The organism is Zhongshania aliphaticivorans, assembly GCF_001586255.1.
In the GTDB taxonomy this organism is placed as follows: domain Bacteria; phylum Pseudomonadota; class Gammaproteobacteria; order Pseudomonadales; family Spongiibacteraceae; genus Spongiibacter; species Spongiibacter aliphaticivorans.
This window is the reverse complement of record NZ_CP014544.1, coordinates 2,029,161-2,050,790: the sequence shown is the minus strand read 5'-3', so window position 1 is coordinate 2,050,790 and position 21,630 is coordinate 2,029,161. Positions and strand designations below refer to the sequence as shown.

Here is a 21,630-nt window from a genome sequence, read left to right as displayed (position 1 = left end):
ATAGCGCACACTGCAAGGAGAAGTTCAATGTTTGACGATAAAACCATTATCTACGTCGATATGGACCACGTCCTATGCGACTACGATGCGGGCTTTACGCGGTGGCAGGCTAAATACCCAGAGCTGAAGTATCCGCAGAGCCAGCCGAGCATGTATCTCAGCCTTGAGCCAATCGAGGGCGCTATCGAAACCTACTTGTGGCTTCACAATCATCCCAAAACCGCCGTATTCGTCCTTACCGCACCGTCAGTTAAAAATCCCCACTGCTATGCCGAAAAGCGGCTTTGGGTAGAGCAGCACCTCGGGATGAATGCGGTAGACAACCTAATTATTAGCCCGCACAAAGGTCTGAATCGCGGCGATTACCTTATTGACGACAACATCACCGGTAAAGGCCAGGATTCGTTTGGGGGTAAGCTGATTCACTTTGGCTCGGAACATTTTCCAGACTGGGCTACGGTTAAAAATCACTTCGAGCAAGTATTAACTAAAGCATGAAGGTCAATTTATCGCCGAAATAAGCTGTGAGCTGCGCAATTTCCTAGCGCACCAGATTTTCGTCCTTAATATAAATACTTGAGTAATCGGACGGCTTAGACGTAATGAAATCAGTATCAGGGGTACGAACATGAAGTTATTAGTGTTGAGCGATCTTCACCTCGAATTTGCACCGCTATCGATCCCTGATACAGACGCGGATGTTGTTATTCTTGCGGGTGATATCAACCTGAAAACCCGCGGTCTCGAGTGGGCGATGAAGACATTTCCTGACAAGCCCGTCATCGCAGTGATGGGCAATCATGAATACTACGGCGAGAAATACCCCGGTCTCGTGACAAAGGGAAAGCAGCTAGTCGAGGGAACAAATATCCACCTGCTGGAGAACGACCATGTCGAAATCGATGGCGTCTCGTTCTTTGGCTGTACCCTTTGGACTGATCTAAAGTTATTTGGCGACCCGCGTCTGGCGGGGTATTTCTGCCAGCAGGAAATGTCCGATTTCAAGAAGATCCGTGTTGAGCCAGGATACTCGAAGCTCAACCCCATAAGTATGACGGCCATTCATAACCGGTCATTGGATTGGCTTAACGACAAGCTCTCGTCCAGCTCAACTAAGCAAAATGTTGTGGTCACCCATCATGCACCCTCTGCAAGATCAATTGCACCAAAGTTGTCAGAGGAACTCACCAGCGCCGTCTACGCCTCCCATCTGGATGCAATGATTGAAAGCCATAACATAGATGTATGGGTACATGGGCATGTGCACAACAGCTGTAATTACAACGTTGGGAGTACACGTGTCGCATGCAACCCACGGGGTTATAGCCCGGACTGGCTAAATCCCGATTTCGACGAGAGCCTAATCGTGGAAATATGAGTTACGAGTAAGCGAAAATTCCGAACTCTTGATTAAAATTTAAATGGAGAAATTCGACGAGCAGGGCTACAACAGACGAAATCATGCTAAGTCAACTCACTAAAGTCGCAAAATTTCATTATATAGAAAGTTTTTATGGGCTCGGCGCCGGCGAGTACATCTCAATTTTAGCCGATCACCAGTTCGAGTTACCGATAATTCAGAAGAATGTCAAAAATTGGCCATATTAAAGTGTAGCCCAAGAGTACGGAGTATTTTTGTTACGGCGCTACTAAAATTGAAAATCTTTTCGAGCTATCGGAGATCGCTAATTGTGTGATTACCAGTTTCATTTTTTACCGATTAATCGCAATATCCTGTATCGCCAAATTTATTATTTCTTGCCTAAATCGGCCAACAAGACCAATAGCCATATCGTATGAATCCGATAGCGTCAATTCGCTCAACACTGGAAAGTTAGGTATTTCATTTCCTTTGTTGAAGTGAAGCTGGGGATGCTCGTTCTCATCCGTAACTTGCGCGCCAGCAATATCTTGTTGTGTAAAATCTTGTTTTGATTGATCTCCAGTCATTATATTTCCTGCCATAAGCTCAATCGCTATTGAGTTTTCACCAGGTATGTTTTCTACGACCCTCTGGGCATATTCGACTAAGTTCGGTTCGGCGGGCATGAAAAAATAGCCTTCGTCATTTTTAAGACCCGTGGAACGTAATATGCGGCCAAGAACCTGCCTAAAATACAGCTCAGTTTTTACCCTAGTAAGGTGGCAGCACACTTTTAATCGAGGGATATCAGTACCCTCACTAATCATGCCAACAGAGACGATCCATTTATCGTTAGACTCGCGAAAATATTGGATTGTTTTTTGCGCATCATCGTGGAGATAGGTCACAACTCGCGCTGACTCTCCGGTTTCAAACTCGATGATTTCGGCAATTTTAATCGCGTGTTCAACGGAAGCGGCGACTACTAAGGCCCCAGAATTTGCTTGCTTTTTTCTTACTTCGATAAGTTTTTTTGCGGTTAATTTGATCATGTAGGTAATTAAATCAGTGCTATCTAATAGCTGCTGATACGGACATTTTGATTGCTTAAGTAGGTCCGCAAACGAACTATACCGTACGTTTTCATTGCCTGATATTAATGTGATATCTTCATTGTCTATAGCGATAATCTTGGGTGTTCGACATACCCCATCTTGAATTGCTCGATCTAAGCCGTAGGTGTAGTCACACTGGATATTGCCATTCACACAATAGCTAGATAAAGCGATGGGCACTTTGTCGGAACGCCACGGTGTCCCCGTTAATGCAAGGGTATAATTGGCTTTGCCTTGTATGTGTTGAATGATTTTTTGACCCCAGACATTCCCGTTGCCTAAATGGTCCCCTGCGCAGTGATGTATTTCATCAAAAATAACCAATGTTTTGAATTGGGACAGGAGGGACCAAAATGATGAATTTTGATTGGGCATTGATTGGTAAGTAAGGGATTGGCCCTTCGATCCAAGCAAACCATCTAATCTGCAATTTAGTCGAGACTCAAGTGACATTTGAATTGATGTGGCCACATTGACTGATGGCGAGAAACACAAAACCAAATCGATCATCCCGGAGACCATTAATTCATATGCGATAGTTGACGCCATCAATGTTTTACCAGCACCAGGGGTTGCCAGGCAGAGAAAGTGGGGGTTGTCGGTTTTATATTTCGCTAAAGCAGCGGTGACTGCTTCTTTTTGCCATCGCCTAAGTTGCATAGTGTTACCCTGCATACAGAGAAAGCATGTTTTCAAGTGCTTTCATCTTGCCAAGCAACATTGCACTGCGTTCGCGAGCCTCGTTATATAAGGCTTGCGCGCGCTCGCGTAACTCCGGATGCTCTTTGCAAAGCGAACTATATTCGTCTGATTCGCCTAACGCACTGAGCATTTCAGATTTACACTCACTTAGTTTTTCTTTTAGTGTGGTTTCGTGAGAATTTACTGGTGAGCTATGTGGCTGTTGGACTTTGGCTGTTTGTATTTCCTCAATGCTGGTAGCGCAATCTACACCTAAAAAAATAGATGTTAACTGGTAGCGTGGCCGTCGTTGACTGTTGCTCAATTTAATCATTTGGCCCAGCTCCATCATACTAATCATTTTGCGATAGACATATTGCCTAGCAGACGGCTTAGCCGTGTGTTCGCAGTCCGGATGCTTTAGGTAATTGTCCGTCAGCTGCCCAACGGTGAACGGCGTGACAGACATGTCGTGTAAAACATGAAGAAGTGCAGGCTTAATATGTATGTCTTTCATGAAGCAGTATGTCGTCTTTTCTGTCTCGAATTTCGCGACATTCTACATTGTCTCTATCATCGAGACAATGAAACCATCTCCCTACACTATTCACTACGACAACCTGCGAGCTTGGCTGAAGCAGCAGCGGGAGAATAGCGGCTTGTCGCTACGTGCGGCATCGGCGATGATGGGGCGGCATCATTCTGTTTTGGGAAAAATGGAACAGGATCGCAGAAAGATTGAACTGTCAGAGTTCATTGAATACTGTGAAGTTATTGGTGCCGATCCTCATGAGGGTATGGACATCATGATGAAGTCATTAAAGACATCAAAACTCGTTTAGTCGAGTCCTTTAATAAGTGGTGGCAACCCATTGTCCTTCGCTTGGCTTAAAAACGGATCATCTGCATCAATATACCGCAACGCCGTCTTGACGTCCTTCCAGCCAACATACTCCATCAGCGCCTTTATATCCCACTGCTGAGCATTGCTCCAGCTCGCAAATCCACGCCGCAATGAATGGCTGCTATATTCATCGGAGTCGGGTATACCTGCAAGCCTGCAGCTCTGCTTAATAACTGTAATGACGCTGGCAGGATGAAGTGGTTTGTCTGCGAGGTGACCCCAACGATTGATGCCGGGGAAGAGGGGGCCTTCCCGTAACTGCGCTTCGCTAACCCAGTCTAGGTAAGCCGAAACAGGGCAGAGTTGCAGCAATGCCGGTACGCGGACGGTTCGTCCCTGTGAGTTTCGGTCCGTTTTGCTACGAGGAAGAAAAATTTCAAGTCCTTTTTCCGGCGTCACGGTCACGTTTTCAATGTTGATACGAGTTAATTCATCGCTGCGAAACGCCCGCCAAAAACCAACAAGAAATAAGGCTTTGTTACGTACTAACGTCAGGCGGCGAGGGTGTGTGCATAGCTCTGATGCCAATACCATGTCGAACCACGAAACAACCGTATTCAGCTCCTCAAGTCGAAGAGGCTTAGCTTGTGTTTCTGCGTGCGGGTGAAGTTCAGCTATACCTTTGAGCACCTTTTTGACATGCGGCGACTTGGTGGGGTCGGGGAAGCCCTGATCATTGTGCCACGCAGCAAGCCCAGCCAAACGCAGTTTTAGGGTGTTGATAGCCAAAGTCGGCGCGTAGTGTGCGAGGTATTGCGCAATGCTATCTGCCGTCGCTGGCAGATATCCACCCCATACAGATTCATAGTGTTCTATTGCTGCGCGGTAACTCTTTCGGGTGTTTTCGCGTGTCGCGGCATGAATGTATCTATCGGTGGGGTTAGTCATTAGGTGCCTTATATAGTGGCGGTTTATCCAGAGAAATGTCGTGCGTGTGGCGGCCTACTCCTGCATGTCTTCACCGCGATTACCGAGCCAACGCCGATTCTGTACTGAAAAGAGCCTCAAGATTACGTTTTTTTGCCATGACATTAAATAAGTCTCCCTTATTTAATGTCATATAAGCACTATCATACGAATAGATCTAGCTTTAATATAGTATGTATATACATGATACGTAATACAGTACGAAATATACTGGAGATGATTTATGGCTAGGGGTGGAATCAACAAAGCATTAGTCTTAAAAGCGCGGGAAGAGGTTCTCAAAAAGGGGCAAAACCCCTCCATAGATACGATAAGAATCGCACTTGGCAACACTGGTTCTAAGTCTACCATTCATCGATATCTCAAAGAATTGGAGGAAGAGTCCGCCATCAAAATGGACGATGCCTCGCTACTCAGTCAACCTATTAAGGAGCTTGTTACACGTTTGGCCGCTGGATTAAGGGAGGAGGCGAACGTTATCGTTGAGCAGCAAGCAGTTAAATTTGAACAACAATTACAGGACCTTCGTGCGCAAAACAGTGAGTCAACACAAGCGCTAGAAGCACTCAACAAAAAGTATACCTCACAGTCTGATACGCTAGAGTGCTTAGAAACTGCACTGGTAGGCAAAAATGCCGCGGTGGCTAAATTTGAAGTTGATATCGCTAAGGCAACGCAAACGGAGGCCAAATTAACGGCATTGCTCAAGGAAAAACAGACCCAAATTGAATCACTTGAAGAGAAGCACCACCACAATAGGGAAGCGCTTGAGCATTATAGGCAATCTGTAAAAGAACAGCGTGAACAAGATCTGCGCAGACACGAGCAGCAAGTTCAGCTATTGCAGGGAGAAAATCGTGTTTTAAATCAAACGTTGTCGCTTAAGCAATCGGATGTCACACAACTAAATAAAGATAACTCACGATTGGTCTCGGAGCTTGGCGCCGCTCAAAAAGCACTGAGTCACCTGACATCCGCGAAAAATGAACTTGAGAGCAGAGTAAAAGCATTGGATTTGTCTGAGCAGTCACTAAATATCGAGTTACTCACCTCCCGAGATCATATTGAATCCTACTCTGTAGAAAACGGTAAATTGAGGCAAGAATATGGAGATCTGCAGTCCAAACAACAGGCTTCAATCGTTAAAATAGCTATGTTGGAGGCCGGGGTCAGTGCTAAAAATGACGTAATTAATCAACTTATCGCTGGGGCCTCTGGTACTGCAGGGGTAATCAATGATAATGCCCCAGACAATCACACCAAATAATTTACCGCTCGATTATATCCGTAAGCAGTTCACAGGGCTGTTATTGAAAGGCCTATGATTACCTACGGAGATAAAATTTAGCTGACTTTTGGTACGAATCTCGCTGTCAGCTACCAGGCCCGCCGATAGGCAGTGCTTGCTCTATGGGGCTAACATAAACCCAGCCGGAGATATGTGGGCCAATTCTTCCAGCCGTACGAATAATGCCAGTGACATCATCAACTTGAGAATCCTCACAGACTAGTGAGATTCGAACCTCAGAAATAACAACGCCAGCATCTGTTGAATACGATTGTTCGGATTCGCTAAGTGGTTTTAGCGTCCCCTTTACATCTAGCAGGGTTAGATTTTTATAGCCGGCATCGCGCAATGCTTCAACTACAATGGCGGATCTGACATGGTGTATAAATGCTTTGATTTGTTTCATAACGGTACTCCATGAATTAGTAAAGCGATATTTATGGTTGAGCATTTGTCTGGCCATAAGTACTGCACAGCCTTATGGCCAGACGGTGGAGCATCAAGATGCCATTTGACTCTCATCACTCTCAGGGATGTTTTTTGGCTTGCGGTAAGCCATACGGTATAAACCGGGCAAAACCAGTAGGGTTAATAGGGTAGAGGAGATGATTCCCCCGATAACCACCGTCGCGAGTGGCCGCTGCACTTCCGCACCCGTGCTGGTGTTGAGGGCCATCGGCAGAAATCCGAGCGCGGCTACCAATGCGACCATTAATATTGGCCGTAGCCGTAACATCGCGCCTTCTTTGATCGATAGATCGATATCATCACCCTGCTCCAGCCGATCTCTAAACGCCGAGACCATCATTACGCCGGTGAGTACCGAAACACCGCATAGCGTAATGAAGCCAACGCCTGCGGTGATTGACAAGGGTATATCACGCAGCCAAAGCGCAATGACACCGCCAGTTAGCGCAAGTGGCACACCGCTGAATACGAGTGCCGCATCTTTCGCAGAACCAAAGGTCATCATGAGTAGGGCAAAAATCATGACAAGTGTCACGGGTACTAAGAGGCTTAACCGCTCGGTTGCGGATTGGAGTTGCTCAAACGTACCACCGTATTCCAGCCAATAGCCGGGCGGCAAGGTCACCTCTCGTTCAATTTGAGATTGCACATCGGCGACAAAACCACCTAAATCCCGGCCCCGTACGTTGGCACTCACAACAAGGCGACGTTTGCCGTTTTCACGGGAAATTTGGTTCGGCCCCGGTGCCAGCGTGAGCGTGGCGACTTCTTGGAGTGGTACGTAGCCTCCTTGCGGGAGCGGTATCGGCAACTGTTCTAGCGCTCGCAAGTCGTTGCGGATTTCCTCCGCTACCCGTACAACGATGGTAAACCGTTGGTCGCCCTCAAAGATTAATCCGGCTTCTTCGCCACCTGTTGCAGCGGCTAATACCTCTTGGACATCAGCGACGTTCAGACCGTAGCGGTATAGCGCCGGCCGATTGGCTTCAACCGACAATATAGGTAAACCAGAAACCTGCTCTACTTTGACGCCTTCAGCACCTTCAACTCCGTTAAGCGCCGTTGCAATCTCAGAACCTGATTTCAATAACTGATCTAGATCGTCGCCGTAAATCTTAATGCCTAGGTCTGAGCGAACACCTGAAATCAGTTCATTAAAGCGAAGCTGTATCGGCTGGCTGATCTCGAACGCGTTACCGGGAATGAGCGTCAGTTTTTGCCGGATATCTTCTAGCAATTGGGCTTTAGACTTGTCGGGGTCGGGCCAGTCTGTACGATCTTTCAGCATCACATAGCCATCAGAGATGTTTGGCCCCATGGGATCACTGGCAACCTCTGCGGTGCCGACACGTGAGAAGTAGGTTTTTACTTCCGGTATTTCCAGCACGGCGCGTTCAAGCCGAAACTGCATATCGAGGGATTGGGTGAGGCTGGTGCCCGGAATCCGCAAAGCCTGAATGGCAATATCACCTTCATCCAGATTCGGAATAAACTCTGTGCCCATTTTTGTGGATAAGCCACCAACCGCGATAACGAGCAGCACCGCGCCAGCTAATACACCGAAACGGAATTTGAGTACCCACGTCAGAATTGGGGTATACACCCGTTTTGATTGACGAACAATGATGTTGTCCTTTTCTTCAATACGACCAGTGAGCAACAGTGCGACTGCAGCGGGCACAAAGGTTAATGACAGCACCAAGGCCGACAATAAGGCGATGATCACGGCCATTGCCATGGGCGTAAACATTTTCCCCTCCACGCCGGTGAGAGCGAGGATCGGTAAGTTTACTAAAATCACCACCAGAACGCTGATCAAGCTTGGCGTGAAAACTTCCCGTGTCGCGGCGAAAACGGTTTGGAAGCGCTCATCCAGTTTGAGTATGCGGCCGAGTTGATGCTGCCTACCAGCCAGTCTTAGTATGCAGTTCTCAACAATAATCACTGCGCCGTCGACAATAAGACCAAAATCGAGCGCACCCAAGCTCATCAAGTTGGCGCTGACTTTGGCTTGTACCATACCGGTCATGAGCATTAGCATTGACAGCGGAATGACCATCGCAGTGAGTAAAGCGGCGCGGACGTTGCCGAGCATGACTAATAAAACAACGACAACCAGTACGGCACCTTCAAGCAGGTTCTTCTGTACGGTTGTAATGGTTTTATCGACGAGTACGGTGCGGTTATAGACGGGCTCGGCGGTGATCCCTTTGGGCAGTGTTTTATTGATTTCCACCAACTTTGCGGAAACCGCCTCTGAAACACTGCGACTATTACCGCCCAACAGCATCACGGCAGTGCCGAGTACGGTTTCTTCCCCATCGCGGGTTGCCGCACCGGTACGGAGCTGTTTGCCAAAACCGACGTCGGCCACATCTGCTACCGTTATCGGAATGCCGTCTTTGTGCGCGACAATGATCGTCTCAATTTCAGCGATGTCCGTAACTTGTCCAGGTGCGCGAATAAGGTATTGCTCACCATTTTTTTCAATGTAACCCCCACCAACATTGGCGTTGTTTTTTTCTATGGCCTCAACCAAGTCATCAAAGCTTAATCCGAAGGTTAATAGGCGGGCTGGGGTTGGAGTGATGTGAAATTCCTTTTCAAAACCTCCGATCGTGTTGATTTCCGTCACACCATTGACCAGGCGCAACTGGGGACGAATGACCCAATCTTGCAAGGTGCGCAAGGCAGTCGCATCATATTTCTCGCCGTTTGGCTGTCGAGCATCGTCGTCTGCGTGCACCGCGTAGTGAAAAATCTCCCCGAGGCCGGTCGCTACTGGCCCCATCACGGGTTCAATGCCCGAGGGCATATCACTTTTGGCCTGCTGCAAACGTTCATTGATCAGGTTGCGGGCAAAGTAAATGTCCGTCCCTTTTTCAAATACAACGGTGACCTGAGAGAGCGCATATCTCGACAAAGAGCGGGTACTCTCTACGTAAGGTAATCCGGTGATCGCCAGCTCGACCAAGTAGGTAATACGCTGCTCTACTTCCAGCGGTGAGTAACCGGGTGCACTTGTATTAATTTGTACCTGTACATTGGTGATATCGGGTACGGCATCGATGGGCAGGTTTTGATAATTCCAAACACCGAGTGCACTGATGGCGATCGCAAAAAACATGATCAGCCAACGGCGGGCAATGGAAAATTGAATAAGTTTATCGATCATAGCGAGGCCCTACTACGGTCTCGCACCACGAAATATCGTAGTGCTGGTGGCAAAAACTGCGCTTGGAGTTCGCAGTGCGGCGGATGTGATTAATGGCCATGCTCAGCATCCTCCTTGCCCATTTCAGATTTCAAAACAAAGCTGTTTTTGATTACATATGTTTCGCCAACTTTTAGTCCACGCAGTACTTCGCTGGCGTCGCCATCTGTGCGGCCTAAGGTGATATTGCGAGGTTCAAAACCTTCGTCTCCTTGCACGAAAATGACGGTTTCACCTTCGATCAGTTGAACAGCTTCATTGTTGATAACAGTTGCAGCGGCAGTTTCTGTTTGGGTGATTTCGGCATTAACAAAAAGTCCGGGTTTCCATAGGTTGTCGACATTTTTCAGCAGGACGCGTGCTGTGGTGGCTTGATTCGAAGGGTTACCCTGAGTGGCAATAAAGATAATTTTCCCTTCGCCCGTGCTGGAGTGGTTAGTGCTTTTTATCCTTACCGTTTGCCCCAATGCGAGCTTGGCGATGTCTTTGGGGAACACGGAAAGATCTACCCAAACGCTAGAGTAATCTTCAACAACAAGCAGTGTTTTACCGTTTGTTTGTTCGCCAATATTGGCGTTGCGCTGGCTAATGACGCCATTAAGTGCAGAATAAATAGGGTAGGTTTTTAGGCTTTCATTCGCTTCAACAGTGACAAGTACATCACCTTTACGGACGTTATCACCAATGGTTTTATTAACGGAGCGGATGACGCCGTCGAACCGGGCCGTGACGGCTTGGGCTTGTTCCGCGTTGCTCGTAATAATCCCGTAAACGGCTAAGGTTTCTCGAATTGCGCCAGGCCCAACTTGGGCTAGGCCGATACCCGCGTGCTTCATTTGCTCCTGAGAGAGTTCAATGTGCCCCTCGTCATGATCTTCTTCATCGCCATGTCCGCTTTCGGCAAGCGCGACTGACGCTGAAAAACAAATTGTGGCGTAGAAAATGGCATTAATAATGGGTGTTTTAATCGTATCGTATATATTCATTGTACTGTTCCTGAGAAATCGCTTGATACGCTATAGAGCGTCGATGACAAGGGCTCTGCTGTTAGTTGTTCAATTTCGGCGCCATAAGTGAGTGCAGACGCAGCCGCTTCGATCAGTGTGCGCTGAGCATTCAGTAACTCCTGCCGTGCAGACACGTAATCTAAATAGCCATAGCGCCCACGTTCATAGGCAGCTTGCGTTTCTTTGAGTGCATCTCGCAGCGCAGGGATGATGGTGCTTTGTAGTGTTTTGGCCGCGAGAATTGCTTGCTTTCTATTGTGGAATGCACGGAACAATTGTGTGTGCATACTCAGTAAAGCCACTTCTTTTTGGACATAGATTTCATTGCGCTGGGCACGTGCTGCGGAGACCGCCCCTGTGTTTCTTCTGCCGGAAAACAGCGGCATGCTGAAGCCGGCCACCAGTGCAGAATCATCGTTTGCTTGAAATCGACGCACGCCTAGCGACCAACTGACATCCGCTTTCGACTGTGTTGTGGCAACGCGCAGTTCGGCATCCTTGAGGCGCTCTTCAGCCGCAAAAATGAGGATTGCTGGATTCTTCTCCATTTTTGCGAAGAGTGAGTCAAACTCAATATCGGTGCCAAAGTGATATAAATCACCTTCAAGTGTCACAAAAGTAGGCGTTTTTTCACCCCAGAGCGCAGCGAGGGAAACTTTTAAGTAGTTAAGCTGCTGTTGGGTGGACTGTAGCGTTAGACCTGCCTGTGACGCGGCCGCGAGTGCTCGTTTCACCTCTGCTTCAGGCGCTGCCCCAGCTTTGGCGCGCCGTCTGACGATCTTAAGCGTTTCATTGGCAAGCCTATTGGCTTCTCTCGCTAGGGTAACCTGCTCCTGTGCAGCAAGCGCATCCACATAACGACGGGTCACTTCGCCTAATAACTCCAATGATGCCACTTGTCGCTGTGCATCGATCACTGAGCGACTGTTAGAAACAATGCCGAGCCTTGCTGCGCGTTTATCGCCCATTTCCAAAGCAGAGGAGAGCGAAACGGTAAGTTCTGCGCCGTCAAACCCACTGAGTTCATCTGCGCCAGAAAAGTTTTCTGCGTCAATTCCTAGCTCATAGGCAGGTTTTAGCGCCGCAATTTGCATCTGCCCACTTAGCGCAGAATTGCGAAACTCAAAAACCTTTAATGACGGGTTTAGCTCGATAGCACGCTTAAGTGCGGCATTGAGCGTAAGGGAGTTATTTGTAGCTTCAGCGTGCGCAAAAGATACTTGCCAGCCGAAAAACAAACATAAAAGCACCAGCTTTTTAAAGCTGTGTTGCGTGCGCCATACGAATCTCGTAGGCATAAAAAAGCGAATAGCCATGTAAAAATCCACGTTTAATAGACGGAATCATGCTAAACATTACGGAAATAACCGAAATGTCGTTAGATTAGTAAAACGTAGGCTTAAACTTTGGGAGGGCGGTAGAAGGAGAATAGCGGGTCGTTAGGAATCGCCATATTATATTGTGTTTTGAGTAATACAGTGCTCGGAGCGGGTGAAAATGACAGGAGAACAGGAACTAGCTGGCCATGATGACAAAAACCGCAGTGGTCGCAGTTGTCTATATTTGTCGCATCTTTGGTATTAAGTTGGTTAACAATTAATTCGTTTTGAACGATGTCACTTTGATCAAATACTGCCAATGGACTTGTGTCTTGAACCTCATGGTTATCCGCAAAAGCAAATACTGACTGGCAAGCAATCAGTATTATCAGCAGATAAGATGTCCAGTGTTTAGTCACAATTAACCTTTTAAATGAATGCGGTTTGGTATCTGTTAGCGGTTGAGGCGCCGAACTGCTTAAGATTTTAACTTCAGAATTCGGTGCGCGCCATGCAACACAATGACGGAAATAACCAAGCCAATAAGCAAGTCAGGGTAGCGCGAACCTGTGGCTGCGACAAGTACACCGGCTAAAATAATACCCACATTGGAGATCACATCGTTTGATGAGCAAATCCAGCTGGCCTTCATGTGTGCGCCATCATCTTTGCTTTTAGATATCAAAATTAGGCATATTACGTTAGCTATCAAAGCGATAAAACCAAAGCTCATCATCAAAGTGGAGGCAGGTTCACTGCCAAACATAAATCGTCGTATCACTTCACTTAGCGCACCTAAAGCTAGCGCTAGTTGCAACCAGCCTGAAAGGTGAGCAGCCTGCAGCTTCCTTTTGACGCTGTGACCAACTGCGTAGAGTGCCACGGCATAAATTGAAGCGTCAGCGAACATGTCTAGCGAGTCTGCAATAAGCCCCGCAGATTGTGCCGACCACCCAACCAAAAATTCAACGACAAACATGGTTGCGTTAATCGCAAGTAACCATTTTAGGATGGTACCTTCTTTTAAACTTGCTTCTTTTGCTGACGCTATCGCTTGCGACAGTTCATCGCGGTCTAAATTGTGAGTATCTTTAATTTTCGCGCCGAGGCTAAGCGAATCCAAACGAGACTGTATGGCGACAAGGTTGCCACTGTGAAATACCTTTAGCATGCGATTGGGCGTGTCAAATTCTAGAACTACATCCGGTTCAATGCCCTCTAGAGCCATCTGAATTATGCGTTCCTCAGAAGGACAATCCATCTTAGAAACCACAAACTGGCTAACGTAGATTTTATCGGGCTGCAGGATGCTTATAGTACCTTTATCATCGATATTCTCTGCAGATTGCCCGTTGCCAGTCAGTGTCATTGCGCCGCTCCTTTTACTTTCAATCATGCTTAGCCTAAACTCTATGGTAACTATAGAGTCAAGTGTTAAGGTGAGATTGGTGAAAATTGGAGAGCTAGCTAAGTTAACTGGGTGTTCTGTGCAGTCCATACGCCACTATGAAAAAGAAAAACTGTTGGCCACGCTGCGGCGCAGTGACGGTAACTTTCGCTTGTATGATTCGGCGACGGTAGACCAGCTAAAGTTCATCAAGCATTGTCGAAGCCTTGATCTTTCGCTTGCCGAAATTCGGCAACTTATAGCGCTAAATCAGCAGCCAGGAATAGGATGCGATGATGTGAACAGAATGGTTGATAGCCATATAGAGCAAGTTGCACTTCGAATAAATGAGTTACAAGACCTCCAAAACAAATTGATGACGCTTCGAAATAGCTGTTCAAATCAAAGTACTGTTAAAGAGTGCGGGATTCTTCAAACTTTATCGGTATCTCGAAAATAACTTGAGAGTTAATACACTCACTCCACTATTAAAAGCTTGTCCATGCCAGGTGATATGGAAGCGACCGCCGAATTGTGACAGCGGTAGCGATCGAGAAAATTGTATTTAGCCGATTAGATTAGTGCGTACAAAATACAGAGAGTCGTTTGAAGCTTCCTACTAGAGCTTGTTGACTGCGCTCGACGCAATTTACGAACCATCACTATTGATTAAGTAATGTATCAGTTTGCTGTAATGTGTTTTTTAACTGCGCTAGTGATTCTTCTACACTTTTAATGTAGTCGAAAGAGTACTTGCTCATTTTTTCCTTGATATGAGGATAATCGCTAGCCATCAAATTTCTTATCATAAGTATTTTACTTTCCATGGCGGTAATTTGATCTTGGAGATTTTCTATTTTTTGCGCTGAGAACCGCAATTGATCAAATTCTGATTGTCGGCTCGCAATCGTCTGATCTTTTTTGTGAATTTCCTTAACAGGGTCATGTGCTGAGTGGGCCGCGGCGAAAAGGGGACTAAGGATGAATACTGCCAGCATGTATTTCAAAGTATAATTAGCGCTTGCCATGGCTATTTCTCTGGTTGTTAGTAGAGTTTTTAAATGTCATCACAGAAGGGTAGTGCGGTATTCATATTGAATTATCGAGTGTATAGCGTTAATTGGAACATTGATTAGGCAGTATCAATGTTCCTGTTTTTTGGTGTTGTCACTACGTGCAGTGAGAACCTGGTACTGCCCAGTACTTAGTTCAGGTAATCGTTGTAAAAATGACACCATATTCCATATACGCTCATCGTCATGCCCAGGTGCCCACGATGGCATGCCCGATGCTTTAATACCGTGCTTAATAATCCAGAATTGACGTTGCAAAGCATAGGTGTTGTCATCGTGGCCGCCATCATGGCCATGATCATCACCCTTCTGTGCGAGATTGGGTGGGGCAGGGTAGAGGCCCAAAGTAAAGTCGCTTTGGTTTTTACCAGGTTGCAGGTGGCAGCTCGCGCACATCGCATTGTAGTCAGCAGCACCTTTTAGCAGTCGCTCTGATGAGGCTAGATCATTGGGAACCTCAATCGTACTTGCCGCTCGGGAAATGGAGCGTTCCCGCATCGTTTCGAGCCCCCAATATGTTAGGCCATTGTGCGGCACATCAGCTCCCATCGGGTAGAGACCAGAGTAAAGAAATGCTAGACCGCCCAACATCGCGACAACGGCGGTAATCATCAAACATTTACCACAGCGTAGAAATTTGTTTGCGGCCATAATATTTCCAAATCGTCTAAAGAGTTAATGAAGTCTTGCTGGGTGACTCGAAATAGTTATATCAGTGATTATGGCCAGTCTGTTCCGTGCTACTTTCATTTCCGTGTTGCGCCGGTTTATCGCCTTGAGGCGCTTCACTGCCACTCATACCTTCCATACCTTCCATACCTTCCATACCTTCCATACCTTCCATACCTTCCATGTCGCCCATGCACTGTTTCATCATGGCTTGCATGACAGGGTCGTTCATATCCATTTTGCTGTGATCCATATTTTCCATGGCCGCGCAATCTGGCTTTTCTGCGTTGTTCATGTGCTCTTTGGGATCATGAGCCTGGGCTGACAAAGTAAAAGCCAGCGTAGAGATTGCAATTGACAATGTTATAAATTTTGAGCGCATTGGAATAATCCTTAATCTTTGAGTTGGGAATATGAGTAATCGATAATTTAATTAAAACCAGAACCGCAGGCCTGCTACTAATTGCGTATCGTTTATGTCCTGTCCTGCAGCTTGTCGATAATCAGCGGTACCGCCATATGCGTCCGACCACTCCACGCCGACATAGGGCGCGAACTGGCGATTTATTTCATAGCGCAAGCGCAAGCCAATAGATGCAGTTGACAAACCACTGCCGAGGCCATTGCTAGGATCATCTTTACCGTAAAGATTAAGCTCCGCACGAGGCTGCAATATTAGCTTTTGTGTTAGCAGTAATTCGTATTCTGCCTGAAGGTTCAGTGCTGTACGTCCATCGTCACCGAGGTAAGCGGTAGCGTCTAGTTCAAACCAGTACGGTGCTAAACCCTGGATGCCCGCAGCGAGCCACTGGCGATCGCTACCTTCTTTGTACTGATCCAGCCGCACACCCAGCTGAGTATCAAAGAAGACACTGATAGCGTGACTCCAGAGTAGATCTGTCTGACTTTCCTCCAATTGACCACCGTTAGTATCACCTTCAGCTTTTATAACGAGACTATCGTAAGTAGTGCCATACCGAGCTAAAAGGTCGAAGGTCGTACTGCCACTATCCTCGCTGTATTCAAGGCGGTCGCCTAATACAGACAGCAAAGCGTGTTCGTCAGCCAATTTTAGTTGCCTTGGGCCTTGTTGGGCATATGGGCCTTCGGTAAGCGTATAGCCATCTGAATAAGCATGTGGATCACGAGCATCATCGGGTGCACTGCCACCTTGCATTTGCATCTTTCCACCATCCATTTGGGCCCATGAGGCCGATGTCGTAAAAAAAGTTGTGACTGCCATTAGGCTGATGATGTTTTTCATTTTCGTTTTACTCATGACACCACCACTTCGCGGAACATCCCCGCATCCATATGAAATAACAGGTGGCAATGCCACGCCCAGCGACCAAGGTCATTGGGAGTTGTTAAAAAGCTGATACGTTGCGATGGCTGAACCGAAATGGTGTGGCGCCGAACCCGCAGCTCACCCTTGTCGGTTTCGAGTTCACTCCACATGCCGTGTAAATGCATTGGATGCGTCATCATGGTGTCATTTTGCAAAATAACCCTAACGCGCTCACCGTGTTTCAACGACACCGGTGTGCTTTTGCCAAACTCCAAACCGTCGAATGACCAGCTGTAGCGCTCCATATTGCCAGTGAGGTGTAGTTCAAGTTCCTTAGTTGGGGTGCGACGATCATCCAGCAGCCCGTTAATCGATTTCAGGTCGGCTAGGGTCAATACTCGTCGGCCGTTGTTACGCAAACCGATACCTGGGTCATCAAGATTGGTGCGTGGTGTATCCACTCGCATATCGACAGACGCGCCGTATTCACTACTGGCATGGTTAACAGTGCTAGAGGGCTTGGCCAAAGGATTCTTTGGCTGGTGATTCATGGCGGAATGATCCATACCATTCATTCCCGCCATTCCCTTCATACCTTCCATGCTGCCCATTCCCTGCATACCCTTCATCGAGCCATGATTCATTCCTTCCATACCTTTCATGGAATCATGATTCATGCCGGCCATGCTGCCCATTGCACCCATCATGTCTGACATCGTCAGCCACTCTGCCGGATCAAGCGCAGGGACTGGCGCGGATAGACCTTGCTGCAATGCTAATGTGCCTCGGGCATAACCGGTGCGATCCATACTCTGGGCAAAGATCGTGTAGGCATCGTCTGCGGGTTCAACCAATACATCGTAGGTTTCGCCGGGGCCAAAGCGAAATTCATCGACGGAAACCGGTTCGACATCTTGGCCGTCGGCCTGAATGACGGTCAATTTTAAGCCGGGAATACGCACATCATAAAAGCTATTGCTTGCCGCATTAATAAAGCGCAGGCGTATGCGTTGCCCTTTCTGGAACAGTCCCGTCCAATTACCATTAGGCGCTGTACCGTTCATGAGGAAGGTCAGCGTGGCCGCCGATAGGTCGTTCAAGTCGGTTGGATTCATGCGCGCCTTGTTCCACATCTGGCGCTTTTCCAGTGCGGCCTGTAAACCAAGCTTTGAAACATCTTCGCTAAAGTCAAAGAAGGTGGGCTGATTGAAATTGTACACATCGCTCTGAATTTTCAATTTACTGAAAGCGCGCATAGGATCTTCGTCAGTCCAATCTGAAAGTTGCACCACATAATCCTGGTCAGAACGGTGTCTTTCGCCTGCTCTAGGCTCAATGATGAGTGCGCCATACATCCCCGTCATTTCTTGAAAACCGGAATGGCTGTGATACCAGTAGGTACCGCTTTGCTGTAGGGTAAATCGATACGTAAAGGTCTCGCCCGGCGCTATGCCTTTGAAACTGATGCCAGGCACGCCATCCATTTGGTAGGGTAGAAGAATGCCATGCCAGTGGATGGAGGTGGCAACTGCTAAGTGATTGGTGACGCGAATCGTCACTTCATCGCCTTCGCGCAGACGCAAAGTAGGAGCGGGTATGGAACCGTTGATCGTTGTTGCCATACGTGTCACGCCGGTAAAGTTGACGGGACTTTCGGCTATAACAAGATTGATTTCACGCCCACTTAGAACAGGCGTTTGCCCCTGTGCCACTTTGCTGCTCATTGCTGCCTGTAACCAAGTGGGTGTTGCTGCCAGTACGCCACCAGCCGCAAGGCCTTGTACAAAGCGACGGCGGTTTGGTTGTAAAGATCGTTTTTGTTGGGGAAGCCATTGGCTCACGGGCAACTACCTCATACATTCAGTGATTTGTGTTCGTAATACTAGAGACCTACACCTGTCACTCGCATGACTTAAAGATTACAAAGCTGTAATCTTTAAGTCATCTTGGTGTTGGAAAGCCTCATCCATAATGTTTATCAAACTGACTTAAGCCAAACGACGGAGCGACGCAATTTTGCGGATATTGGTAGTGGAAGATGAACTCAAGACCGGCGATTATTTGCGTCAGGGGCTTTCTGAGGCAGGATTTATGGTCACGCTGGCGCGCAACGGCCTCGATGGCCATCATCTTGCAATGACGGAAGTTTTTGACCTGATGGTGTTAGATGTCATGTTACCCGATGTTGATGGCTGGCGAATAATGCAGTCCCTTCGGGAAGCTGGTCGGCAAACTCCAGTACTTTTTCTTACCGCCCGAGATAGCGTAGAAGACCGGGTTAAAGGGCTTGAGCTTGGCGCAGATGATTATTTGGTTAAGCCATTTGCCTTTGCTGAGCTACTAGCTAGAGTTCGTACCTTGCTGCGCAGAAGTGTAGCGCCTGTGCTTTCAGATCAAATTACTGTTGCAGACCTCACCTTAGATCTTCCGCGCCGCCGCGCTAGCCGTGGAGGTAAAAAAATTAGTCTTAGCCACAAGGAATTCTGCCTGTTGGAGCTTTTAGCGCGTAGAGAGGGCGAGGTATTACCACGATCCCTGATAGCCTCCCAAGTTTGGGATATGAATTTTGATTCCGATACAAACGTTATTGACGTTGCGATTCGCCGTCTGCGTGCCAAAATCGACGACGATTTCCCAGCAAAGTTGATTCACACTGTGCGTGGCATGGGCTACAAACTGGAGATCGAAGACGATAATGAAGTGGCTTAGTCGAGTTAAGCGTCGCCCGTTATCGCTAACAACAAGAGTGATGGTCTTCGTTGCCCTTGCCATCGGCCTAAGCCTACTGATGACTGCACACCTTGTTCAACAAGCCGTAAAACGTCACTTTGCTGAGCAGGATGCCGATGAGCTCATTGTTATTACTCAGGCCGTGGAACGGGCGTTACGGGCAGGCGCAGACGACATCCCGCGGCTACCTGAAGTGCTATCCCACGCGGTTTCAGGACATCATGGCGTATATTTCCAAGTTTGGAGCCCAGACGGACAACTCATCTACGGGCCGAGTGATGACGAACTGCTCACGCCAGTGACTCTCTATACGCCCGTCTCCCGTATTTTAGCAGCTAATTTACATAGCTGGGGCGCAGGGGGAAATGCTTACCGAGGTGCCATTACCCAAACTCTAATTAGTGGACGTAATTATCGTATTGTCGCGGCCATGGATATGAACTTCCATATCTTCTTTCTCGATAATTTTAGGCGCAGCCTGTGGCTTATTATGACTTTAGCTGGCGTCGTCACGTTGTTGGCCGCTTGGTTTGGCGTACATCAGGGGCATGCGCCGCTGCGCGGCTTAAGCGACACTATGCGCGATGTCCAAGCCGATCGCCTGCATGTGCGAATAGACCCAAATATTGTACCGGGTGAGCTGCGAGGGCTTGTTGACTCATTCAATTACATGATCGGTCGTTTGGAAGACAGCTTTGCTCGACTTTCGCACTTTTCTGCTGATATCGCCCACGAACTGCGTACACCCTTAACAAATTCCATTACCCAAACCCAAGTCGCGCTTAATCGGGCCAGAAGCTTGGAGGAATACCAAGAGTTACTATACTCAAATTTAGAAGAACAGGAGCGCTTAGCGAAAATGGTCAACGACATGCTGTGGTTGGCTCAAAGCGAACACGGTTTACGTAATCCAGTACGTGAGTGGCTGGATCTCGGGCATGAAGTGCGGGAGTTATTTGACTTTTTTGAGGCTTTGGCAGAGGAGAAACAGATTGTTCTGACTTTAGACGGAAGCACACCCATGCTGAGTGGCGATCGGGCTATGTTGAGGCGCGCCATATCTAATTTGCTATCAAATGCATTGCGATATACACCGGCCGGGCAAACAATTAACGTGAAACTAAAAAAAACAGATGATGCATGGGTAGAGCTCCGTGTTGAAAACCCCGGTTTAAAGATCCCCCCAGAACATCTACCAAAAATATTTGATCGATTCTATCGCGTTGATCCTTCGCGTCAGCGACTCAGTGAGGGAGCTGGCCTGGGCCTGGCAATAGTTAAGTCCATTGTTGAAGCTCATGGTGGTAGGGTCGATGCTGACTCTAATAGCAGCGTGACATACTTTTCAATACGTTTACCTATCAGCATGATCGAAAGTTAAGATATATTAGTGCGTATTGGATATTTACTATAAAGCAGTGCGCCAAAAAAATTCGCGGTTTTTAAATTCGATGAAGGGGCCTTTATGGACACCAAAGCGCATTGGAATGCAGTATACACAACAAAATCAGCTGACTCTGTAAGCTGGTTTCAGCCCCACGCATCCCGTTCGCTGCACATTATTCAACAAATCAATATTGAGAAAACAGCAAAAATAATAGATGTCGGCGGCGGTGCATCCACTCTTGTAGATTCATTGCTGGAAAATGATTTTGTTAATGTAACCGTCATGGACATATCTGGGGCCGCGCTTAACGCGGTCAAAAAACGACTAGGAGATACTTCTAAAAAAGTACAGTGGATTGAGGGGAATGTTCTTCACTTCCTTCTTCCTATGCAGGGTATCGACTTATGGCATGACCGTGCGGTGTTTCATTTCCTGATAGAGGGAGCCAATAGGCGCAGCTATGTTGAAACAGTATTAGATTGCGTTAAATTAGGTGGGCACATGATCATTGCGACTTTTTCCGAGAATGGCCCCGAGCAATGCAGCGGTCTGCCTGTGCGCCGTTATTCTCCGAGTACGTTACACGCCGAATTAGGTGCGCAGTTTGAATTATTAGGCCACGAAGAAGAATCTCACCAAACGCCGATAGGCAAAATGCAGAGTTTCATTTATTGTCATTTCAAGCGGATAAATTAACTCACCCACCCTAAATTCGTTGCGCTCGTCATCGCTGATAATTGGTCGACCTCGCATGAATTTATCTACGTTGGGTATAGCGGGGGATTTGGCGCCTCAACCTGCGATCCCTCA

Annotated in this window: 22 protein-coding genes; 8 read left to right on the top strand and 14 right to left on the bottom strand. The window is 47.5% G+C overall.

What is annotated here, in order from left to right; translation table 11 throughout:
• Positions 1–27: 27 nt before the first annotated feature.
• The gene (locus AZF00_RS09040) at positions 28–498 is read left to right on the top strand and encodes a 5' nucleotidase, NT5C type (RefSeq protein ID WP_008250257.1); all 471 of its coding nucleotides are present in this window, start codon (positions 28–30) and stop codon (positions 496–498) included.
• Between the two features lie 130 nt (positions 499–628).
• Complete coding sequence (locus tag AZF00_RS09035; RefSeq protein ID WP_008250260.1) at positions 629–1,378, top strand: metallophosphoesterase; 750 nt, start codon at positions 629–631, stop codon at positions 1,376–1,378.
• Positions 1,379–1,713: 335 nt separating this feature from the next.
• Here AZF00_RS09035 and AZF00_RS09030 read toward each other — a convergent pair whose 3' ends face one another.
• Together AZF00_RS09030 and AZF00_RS09025 are read right to left on the bottom strand one after the other, a co-directional pair.
• A complete protein-coding gene (locus AZF00_RS09030) occupies positions 1,714–3,138 on the bottom strand; it encodes a DEAD/DEAH box helicase (protein ID WP_008250262.1) in 1,425 nt (474 codons plus the stop codon).
• Between the two features lie 4 nt (positions 3,139–3,142).
• Positions 3,143–3,493, bottom strand: coding sequence for a VspR family transcription factor (locus AZF00_RS09025; RefSeq protein WP_231856200.1), 351 nt, complete (start codon positions 3,491–3,493; stop codon positions 3,143–3,145).
• A gap of 250 nt (positions 3,494–3,743) precedes the next feature.
• Between AZF00_RS09025 and AZF00_RS09020 the strand changes: the two genes are divergently transcribed.
• Positions 3,744–4,001 (top strand): helix-turn-helix domain-containing protein, encoded by a 258-nt coding sequence (locus AZF00_RS09020; protein WP_040803601.1) that lies wholly within the window; start codon positions 3,744–3,746, stop codon positions 3,999–4,001.
• Here the strand turns inward: AZF00_RS09020 and AZF00_RS09015 are convergent.
• Entirely contained in the window at positions 3,998–4,951 is a 954-nt protein-coding gene (locus AZF00_RS09015) for a site-specific integrase (protein WP_008250274.1), read from the bottom strand. The genes AZF00_RS09020 and AZF00_RS09015 overlap by 4 nt on opposite strands.
• Before the next feature lie 262 nt (positions 4,952–5,213).
• On the opposite strand from AZF00_RS09015, the gene AZF00_RS09010 reads away from it, so the two are divergent.
• Entirely contained in the window at positions 5,214–6,257 is a 1,044-nt protein-coding gene (locus tag AZF00_RS09010) for a DNA-binding protein (RefSeq protein WP_008250276.1), read from the top strand.
• A 106-nt stretch (positions 6,258–6,363) separates the two neighbouring features.
• Here the strand turns inward: AZF00_RS09010 and AZF00_RS09005 are convergent, their stop codons facing one another.
• From AZF00_RS09005 to AZF00_RS08985, 6 genes are all read right to left on the bottom strand, one after another.
• Positions 6,364–6,684: a P-II family nitrogen regulator gene (locus tag AZF00_RS09005; RefSeq protein ID WP_008250279.1), complete on the bottom strand. Its 321-nt coding sequence runs from the start codon at positions 6,682–6,684 to the stop codon at positions 6,364–6,366.
• 93 nt (positions 6,685–6,777) lie between these two features.
• On the bottom strand, positions 6,778–9,921 hold the full coding sequence (locus AZF00_RS09000; protein ID WP_008250281.1) for an efflux RND transporter permease subunit: 3,144 nt from the start codon (positions 9,919–9,921) through the stop codon (positions 6,778–6,780).
• Positions 9,922–10,010: 89 nt separating this feature from the next.
• Positions 10,011–10,946: an efflux RND transporter periplasmic adaptor subunit gene (locus AZF00_RS08995; RefSeq protein WP_008250282.1), complete on the bottom strand. Its 936-nt coding sequence runs from the start codon at positions 10,944–10,946 to the stop codon at positions 10,011–10,013.
• Positions 10,943–12,283: a TolC family protein gene (locus AZF00_RS08990; RefSeq protein ID WP_008250284.1), complete on the bottom strand. Its 1,341-nt coding sequence runs from the start codon at positions 12,281–12,283 to the stop codon at positions 10,943–10,945. The genes AZF00_RS08995 and AZF00_RS08990 overlap by 4 nt, the downstream gene beginning before the upstream one ends.
• Positions 12,284–12,366: 83 nt before the next feature.
• A complete protein-coding gene (locus AZF00_RS19340; protein WP_143829398.1) occupies positions 12,367–12,705 on the bottom strand; it encodes a hypothetical protein in 339 nt (112 codons plus the stop codon).
• Positions 12,706–12,764: 59 nt separating this feature from the next.
• Complete coding sequence (locus AZF00_RS08985) at positions 12,765–13,682, bottom strand: cation efflux transmembrane domain-containing protein (protein WP_418112956.1); 918 nt, start codon at positions 13,680–13,682, stop codon at positions 12,765–12,767.
• A gap of 52 nt (positions 13,683–13,734) precedes the next feature.
• Here AZF00_RS08985 and cadR point away from each other — a divergent pair, with 52 nt between their 5' ends.
• Positions 13,735–14,133 carry a Cd(II)/Pb(II)-responsive transcriptional regulator gene (gene cadR, locus AZF00_RS08980; RefSeq protein WP_062384851.1) on the top strand — a complete coding sequence of 133 codons (399 nt, stop codon included), beginning with the start codon at positions 13,735–13,737 and terminating at the stop codon, positions 14,131–14,133.
• A 202-nt stretch (positions 14,134–14,335) separates the two neighbouring features.
• Here the strand turns inward: cadR and AZF00_RS08975 are convergent, their stop codons facing one another.
• From AZF00_RS08975 to AZF00_RS08955, 5 genes are all read right to left on the bottom strand, one after another.
• The gene (locus tag AZF00_RS08975) at positions 14,336–14,701 is read right to left on the bottom strand and encodes a hypothetical protein (RefSeq protein ID WP_008250293.1); all 366 of its coding nucleotides are present in this window, start codon (positions 14,699–14,701) and stop codon (positions 14,336–14,338) included.
• 114 nt (positions 14,702–14,815) lie between these two features.
• On the bottom strand, positions 14,816–15,397 hold the full coding sequence (locus AZF00_RS08970) for a c-type cytochrome (protein ID WP_008250295.1): 582 nt from the start codon (positions 15,395–15,397) through the stop codon (positions 14,816–14,818).
• Positions 15,398–15,458: 61 nt separating this feature from the next.
• Positions 15,459–15,797, bottom strand: coding sequence for a hypothetical protein (locus AZF00_RS19600; protein ID WP_008250297.1), 339 nt, complete (start codon positions 15,795–15,797; stop codon positions 15,459–15,461).
• Between the two features lie 51 nt (positions 15,798–15,848).
• On the bottom strand, positions 15,849–16,694 hold the full coding sequence (locus tag AZF00_RS08960) for a copper resistance protein B (RefSeq protein WP_008250299.1): 846 nt from the start codon (positions 16,692–16,694) through the stop codon (positions 15,849–15,851).
• Positions 16,691–18,544, bottom strand: coding sequence for a copper resistance system multicopper oxidase (locus AZF00_RS08955; RefSeq protein WP_008250301.1), 1,854 nt, complete (start codon positions 18,542–18,544; stop codon positions 16,691–16,693). The genes AZF00_RS08960 and AZF00_RS08955 overlap by 4 nt, the downstream gene beginning before the upstream one ends.
• 175 nt (positions 18,545–18,719) lie before the next feature.
• On the opposite strand from AZF00_RS08955, the gene AZF00_RS08950 reads away from it, so the two are divergent.
• The 3 genes from AZF00_RS08950 to AZF00_RS08940 all read left to right on the top strand — a co-directional run bounded on the left by AZF00_RS08950 (position 18,720) and on the right by AZF00_RS08940 (position 21,516).
• A complete protein-coding gene (locus AZF00_RS08950; RefSeq protein ID WP_008250303.1) occupies positions 18,720–19,412 on the top strand; it encodes a heavy metal response regulator transcription factor in 693 nt (230 codons plus the stop codon).
• Between the two features lie 40 nt (positions 19,413–19,452).
• Positions 19,453–20,814, top strand: coding sequence for a heavy metal sensor histidine kinase (locus tag AZF00_RS08945; protein WP_008250310.1), 1,362 nt, complete (start codon positions 19,453–19,455; stop codon positions 20,812–20,814).
• A gap of 84 nt (positions 20,815–20,898) precedes the next feature.
• Complete coding sequence (locus AZF00_RS08940; RefSeq protein ID WP_008250311.1) at positions 20,899–21,516, top strand: class I SAM-dependent methyltransferase; 618 nt, start codon at positions 20,899–20,901, stop codon at positions 21,514–21,516.
• Positions 21,517–21,630 lie beyond the last annotated feature (114 nt).

Coding starts and splice junctions, on each gene's coding strand:
- AZF00_RS08970 (WP_008250295.1), bottom strand. CDS start 15,397: ATGGCCGCAAACAAATTTCTACGCTGTGGTAAATGTTTGATGATTACC.
- AZF00_RS19600 (WP_008250297.1), bottom strand. CDS start 15,797: ATGCGCTCAAAATTTATAACATTGTCAATTGCAATCTCTACGCTGGCT.
- AZF00_RS09025 (WP_231856200.1), bottom strand. CDS start 3,493: ATGATTAAATTGAGCAACAGTCAACGACGGCCACGCTACCAGTTAACA.
- AZF00_RS09020 (WP_040803601.1), top strand. CDS start 3,744: ATGAAACCATCTCCCTACACTATTCACTACGACAACCTGCGAGCTTGG.
- AZF00_RS08990 (WP_008250284.1), bottom strand. CDS start 12,283: ATGGCTATTCGCTTTTTTATGCCTACGAGATTCGTATGGCGCACGCAA.
- AZF00_RS09000 (WP_008250281.1), bottom strand. CDS start 9,921: ATGATCGATAAACTTATTCAATTTTCCATTGCCCGCCGTTGGCTGATC.
- AZF00_RS08960 (WP_008250299.1), bottom strand. CDS start 16,694: ATGAGTAAAACGAAAATGAAAAACATCATCAGCCTAATGGCAGTCACA.
- AZF00_RS08975 (WP_008250293.1), bottom strand. CDS start 14,701: ATGGCAAGCGCTAATTATACTTTGAAATACATGCTGGCAGTATTCATC.
- AZF00_RS08995 (WP_008250282.1), bottom strand. CDS start 10,946: ATGAATATATACGATACGATTAAAACACCCATTATTAATGCCATTTTC.
- AZF00_RS08945 (WP_008250310.1), top strand. CDS start 19,453: ATGGTCTTCGTTGCCCTTGCCATCGGCCTAAGCCTACTGATGACTGCA.
- AZF00_RS09005 (WP_008250279.1), bottom strand. CDS start 6,684: ATGAAACAAATCAAAGCATTTATACACCATGTCAGATCCGCCATTGTA.
- AZF00_RS09015 (WP_008250274.1), bottom strand. CDS start 4,951: ATGACTAACCCCACCGATAGATACATTCATGCCGCGACACGCGAAAAC.
- AZF00_RS08940 (WP_008250311.1), top strand. CDS start 20,899: ATGGACACCAAAGCGCATTGGAATGCAGTATACACAACAAAATCAGCT.
- AZF00_RS09035 (WP_008250260.1), top strand. CDS start 629: ATGAAGTTATTAGTGTTGAGCGATCTTCACCTCGAATTTGCACCGCTA.
- AZF00_RS09030 (WP_008250262.1), bottom strand. CDS start 3,138: ATGCAACTTAGGCGATGGCAAAAAGAAGCAGTCACCGCTGCTTTAGCG.
- AZF00_RS09040 (WP_008250257.1), top strand. CDS start 28: ATGTTTGACGATAAAACCATTATCTACGTCGATATGGACCACGTCCTA.
- AZF00_RS09010 (WP_008250276.1), top strand. CDS start 5,214: ATGGCTAGGGGTGGAATCAACAAAGCATTAGTCTTAAAAGCGCGGGAA.
- AZF00_RS08985 (WP_418112956.1), bottom strand. CDS start 13,682: ATGATTGAAAGTAAAAGGAGCGGCGCAATGACACTGACTGGCAACGGG.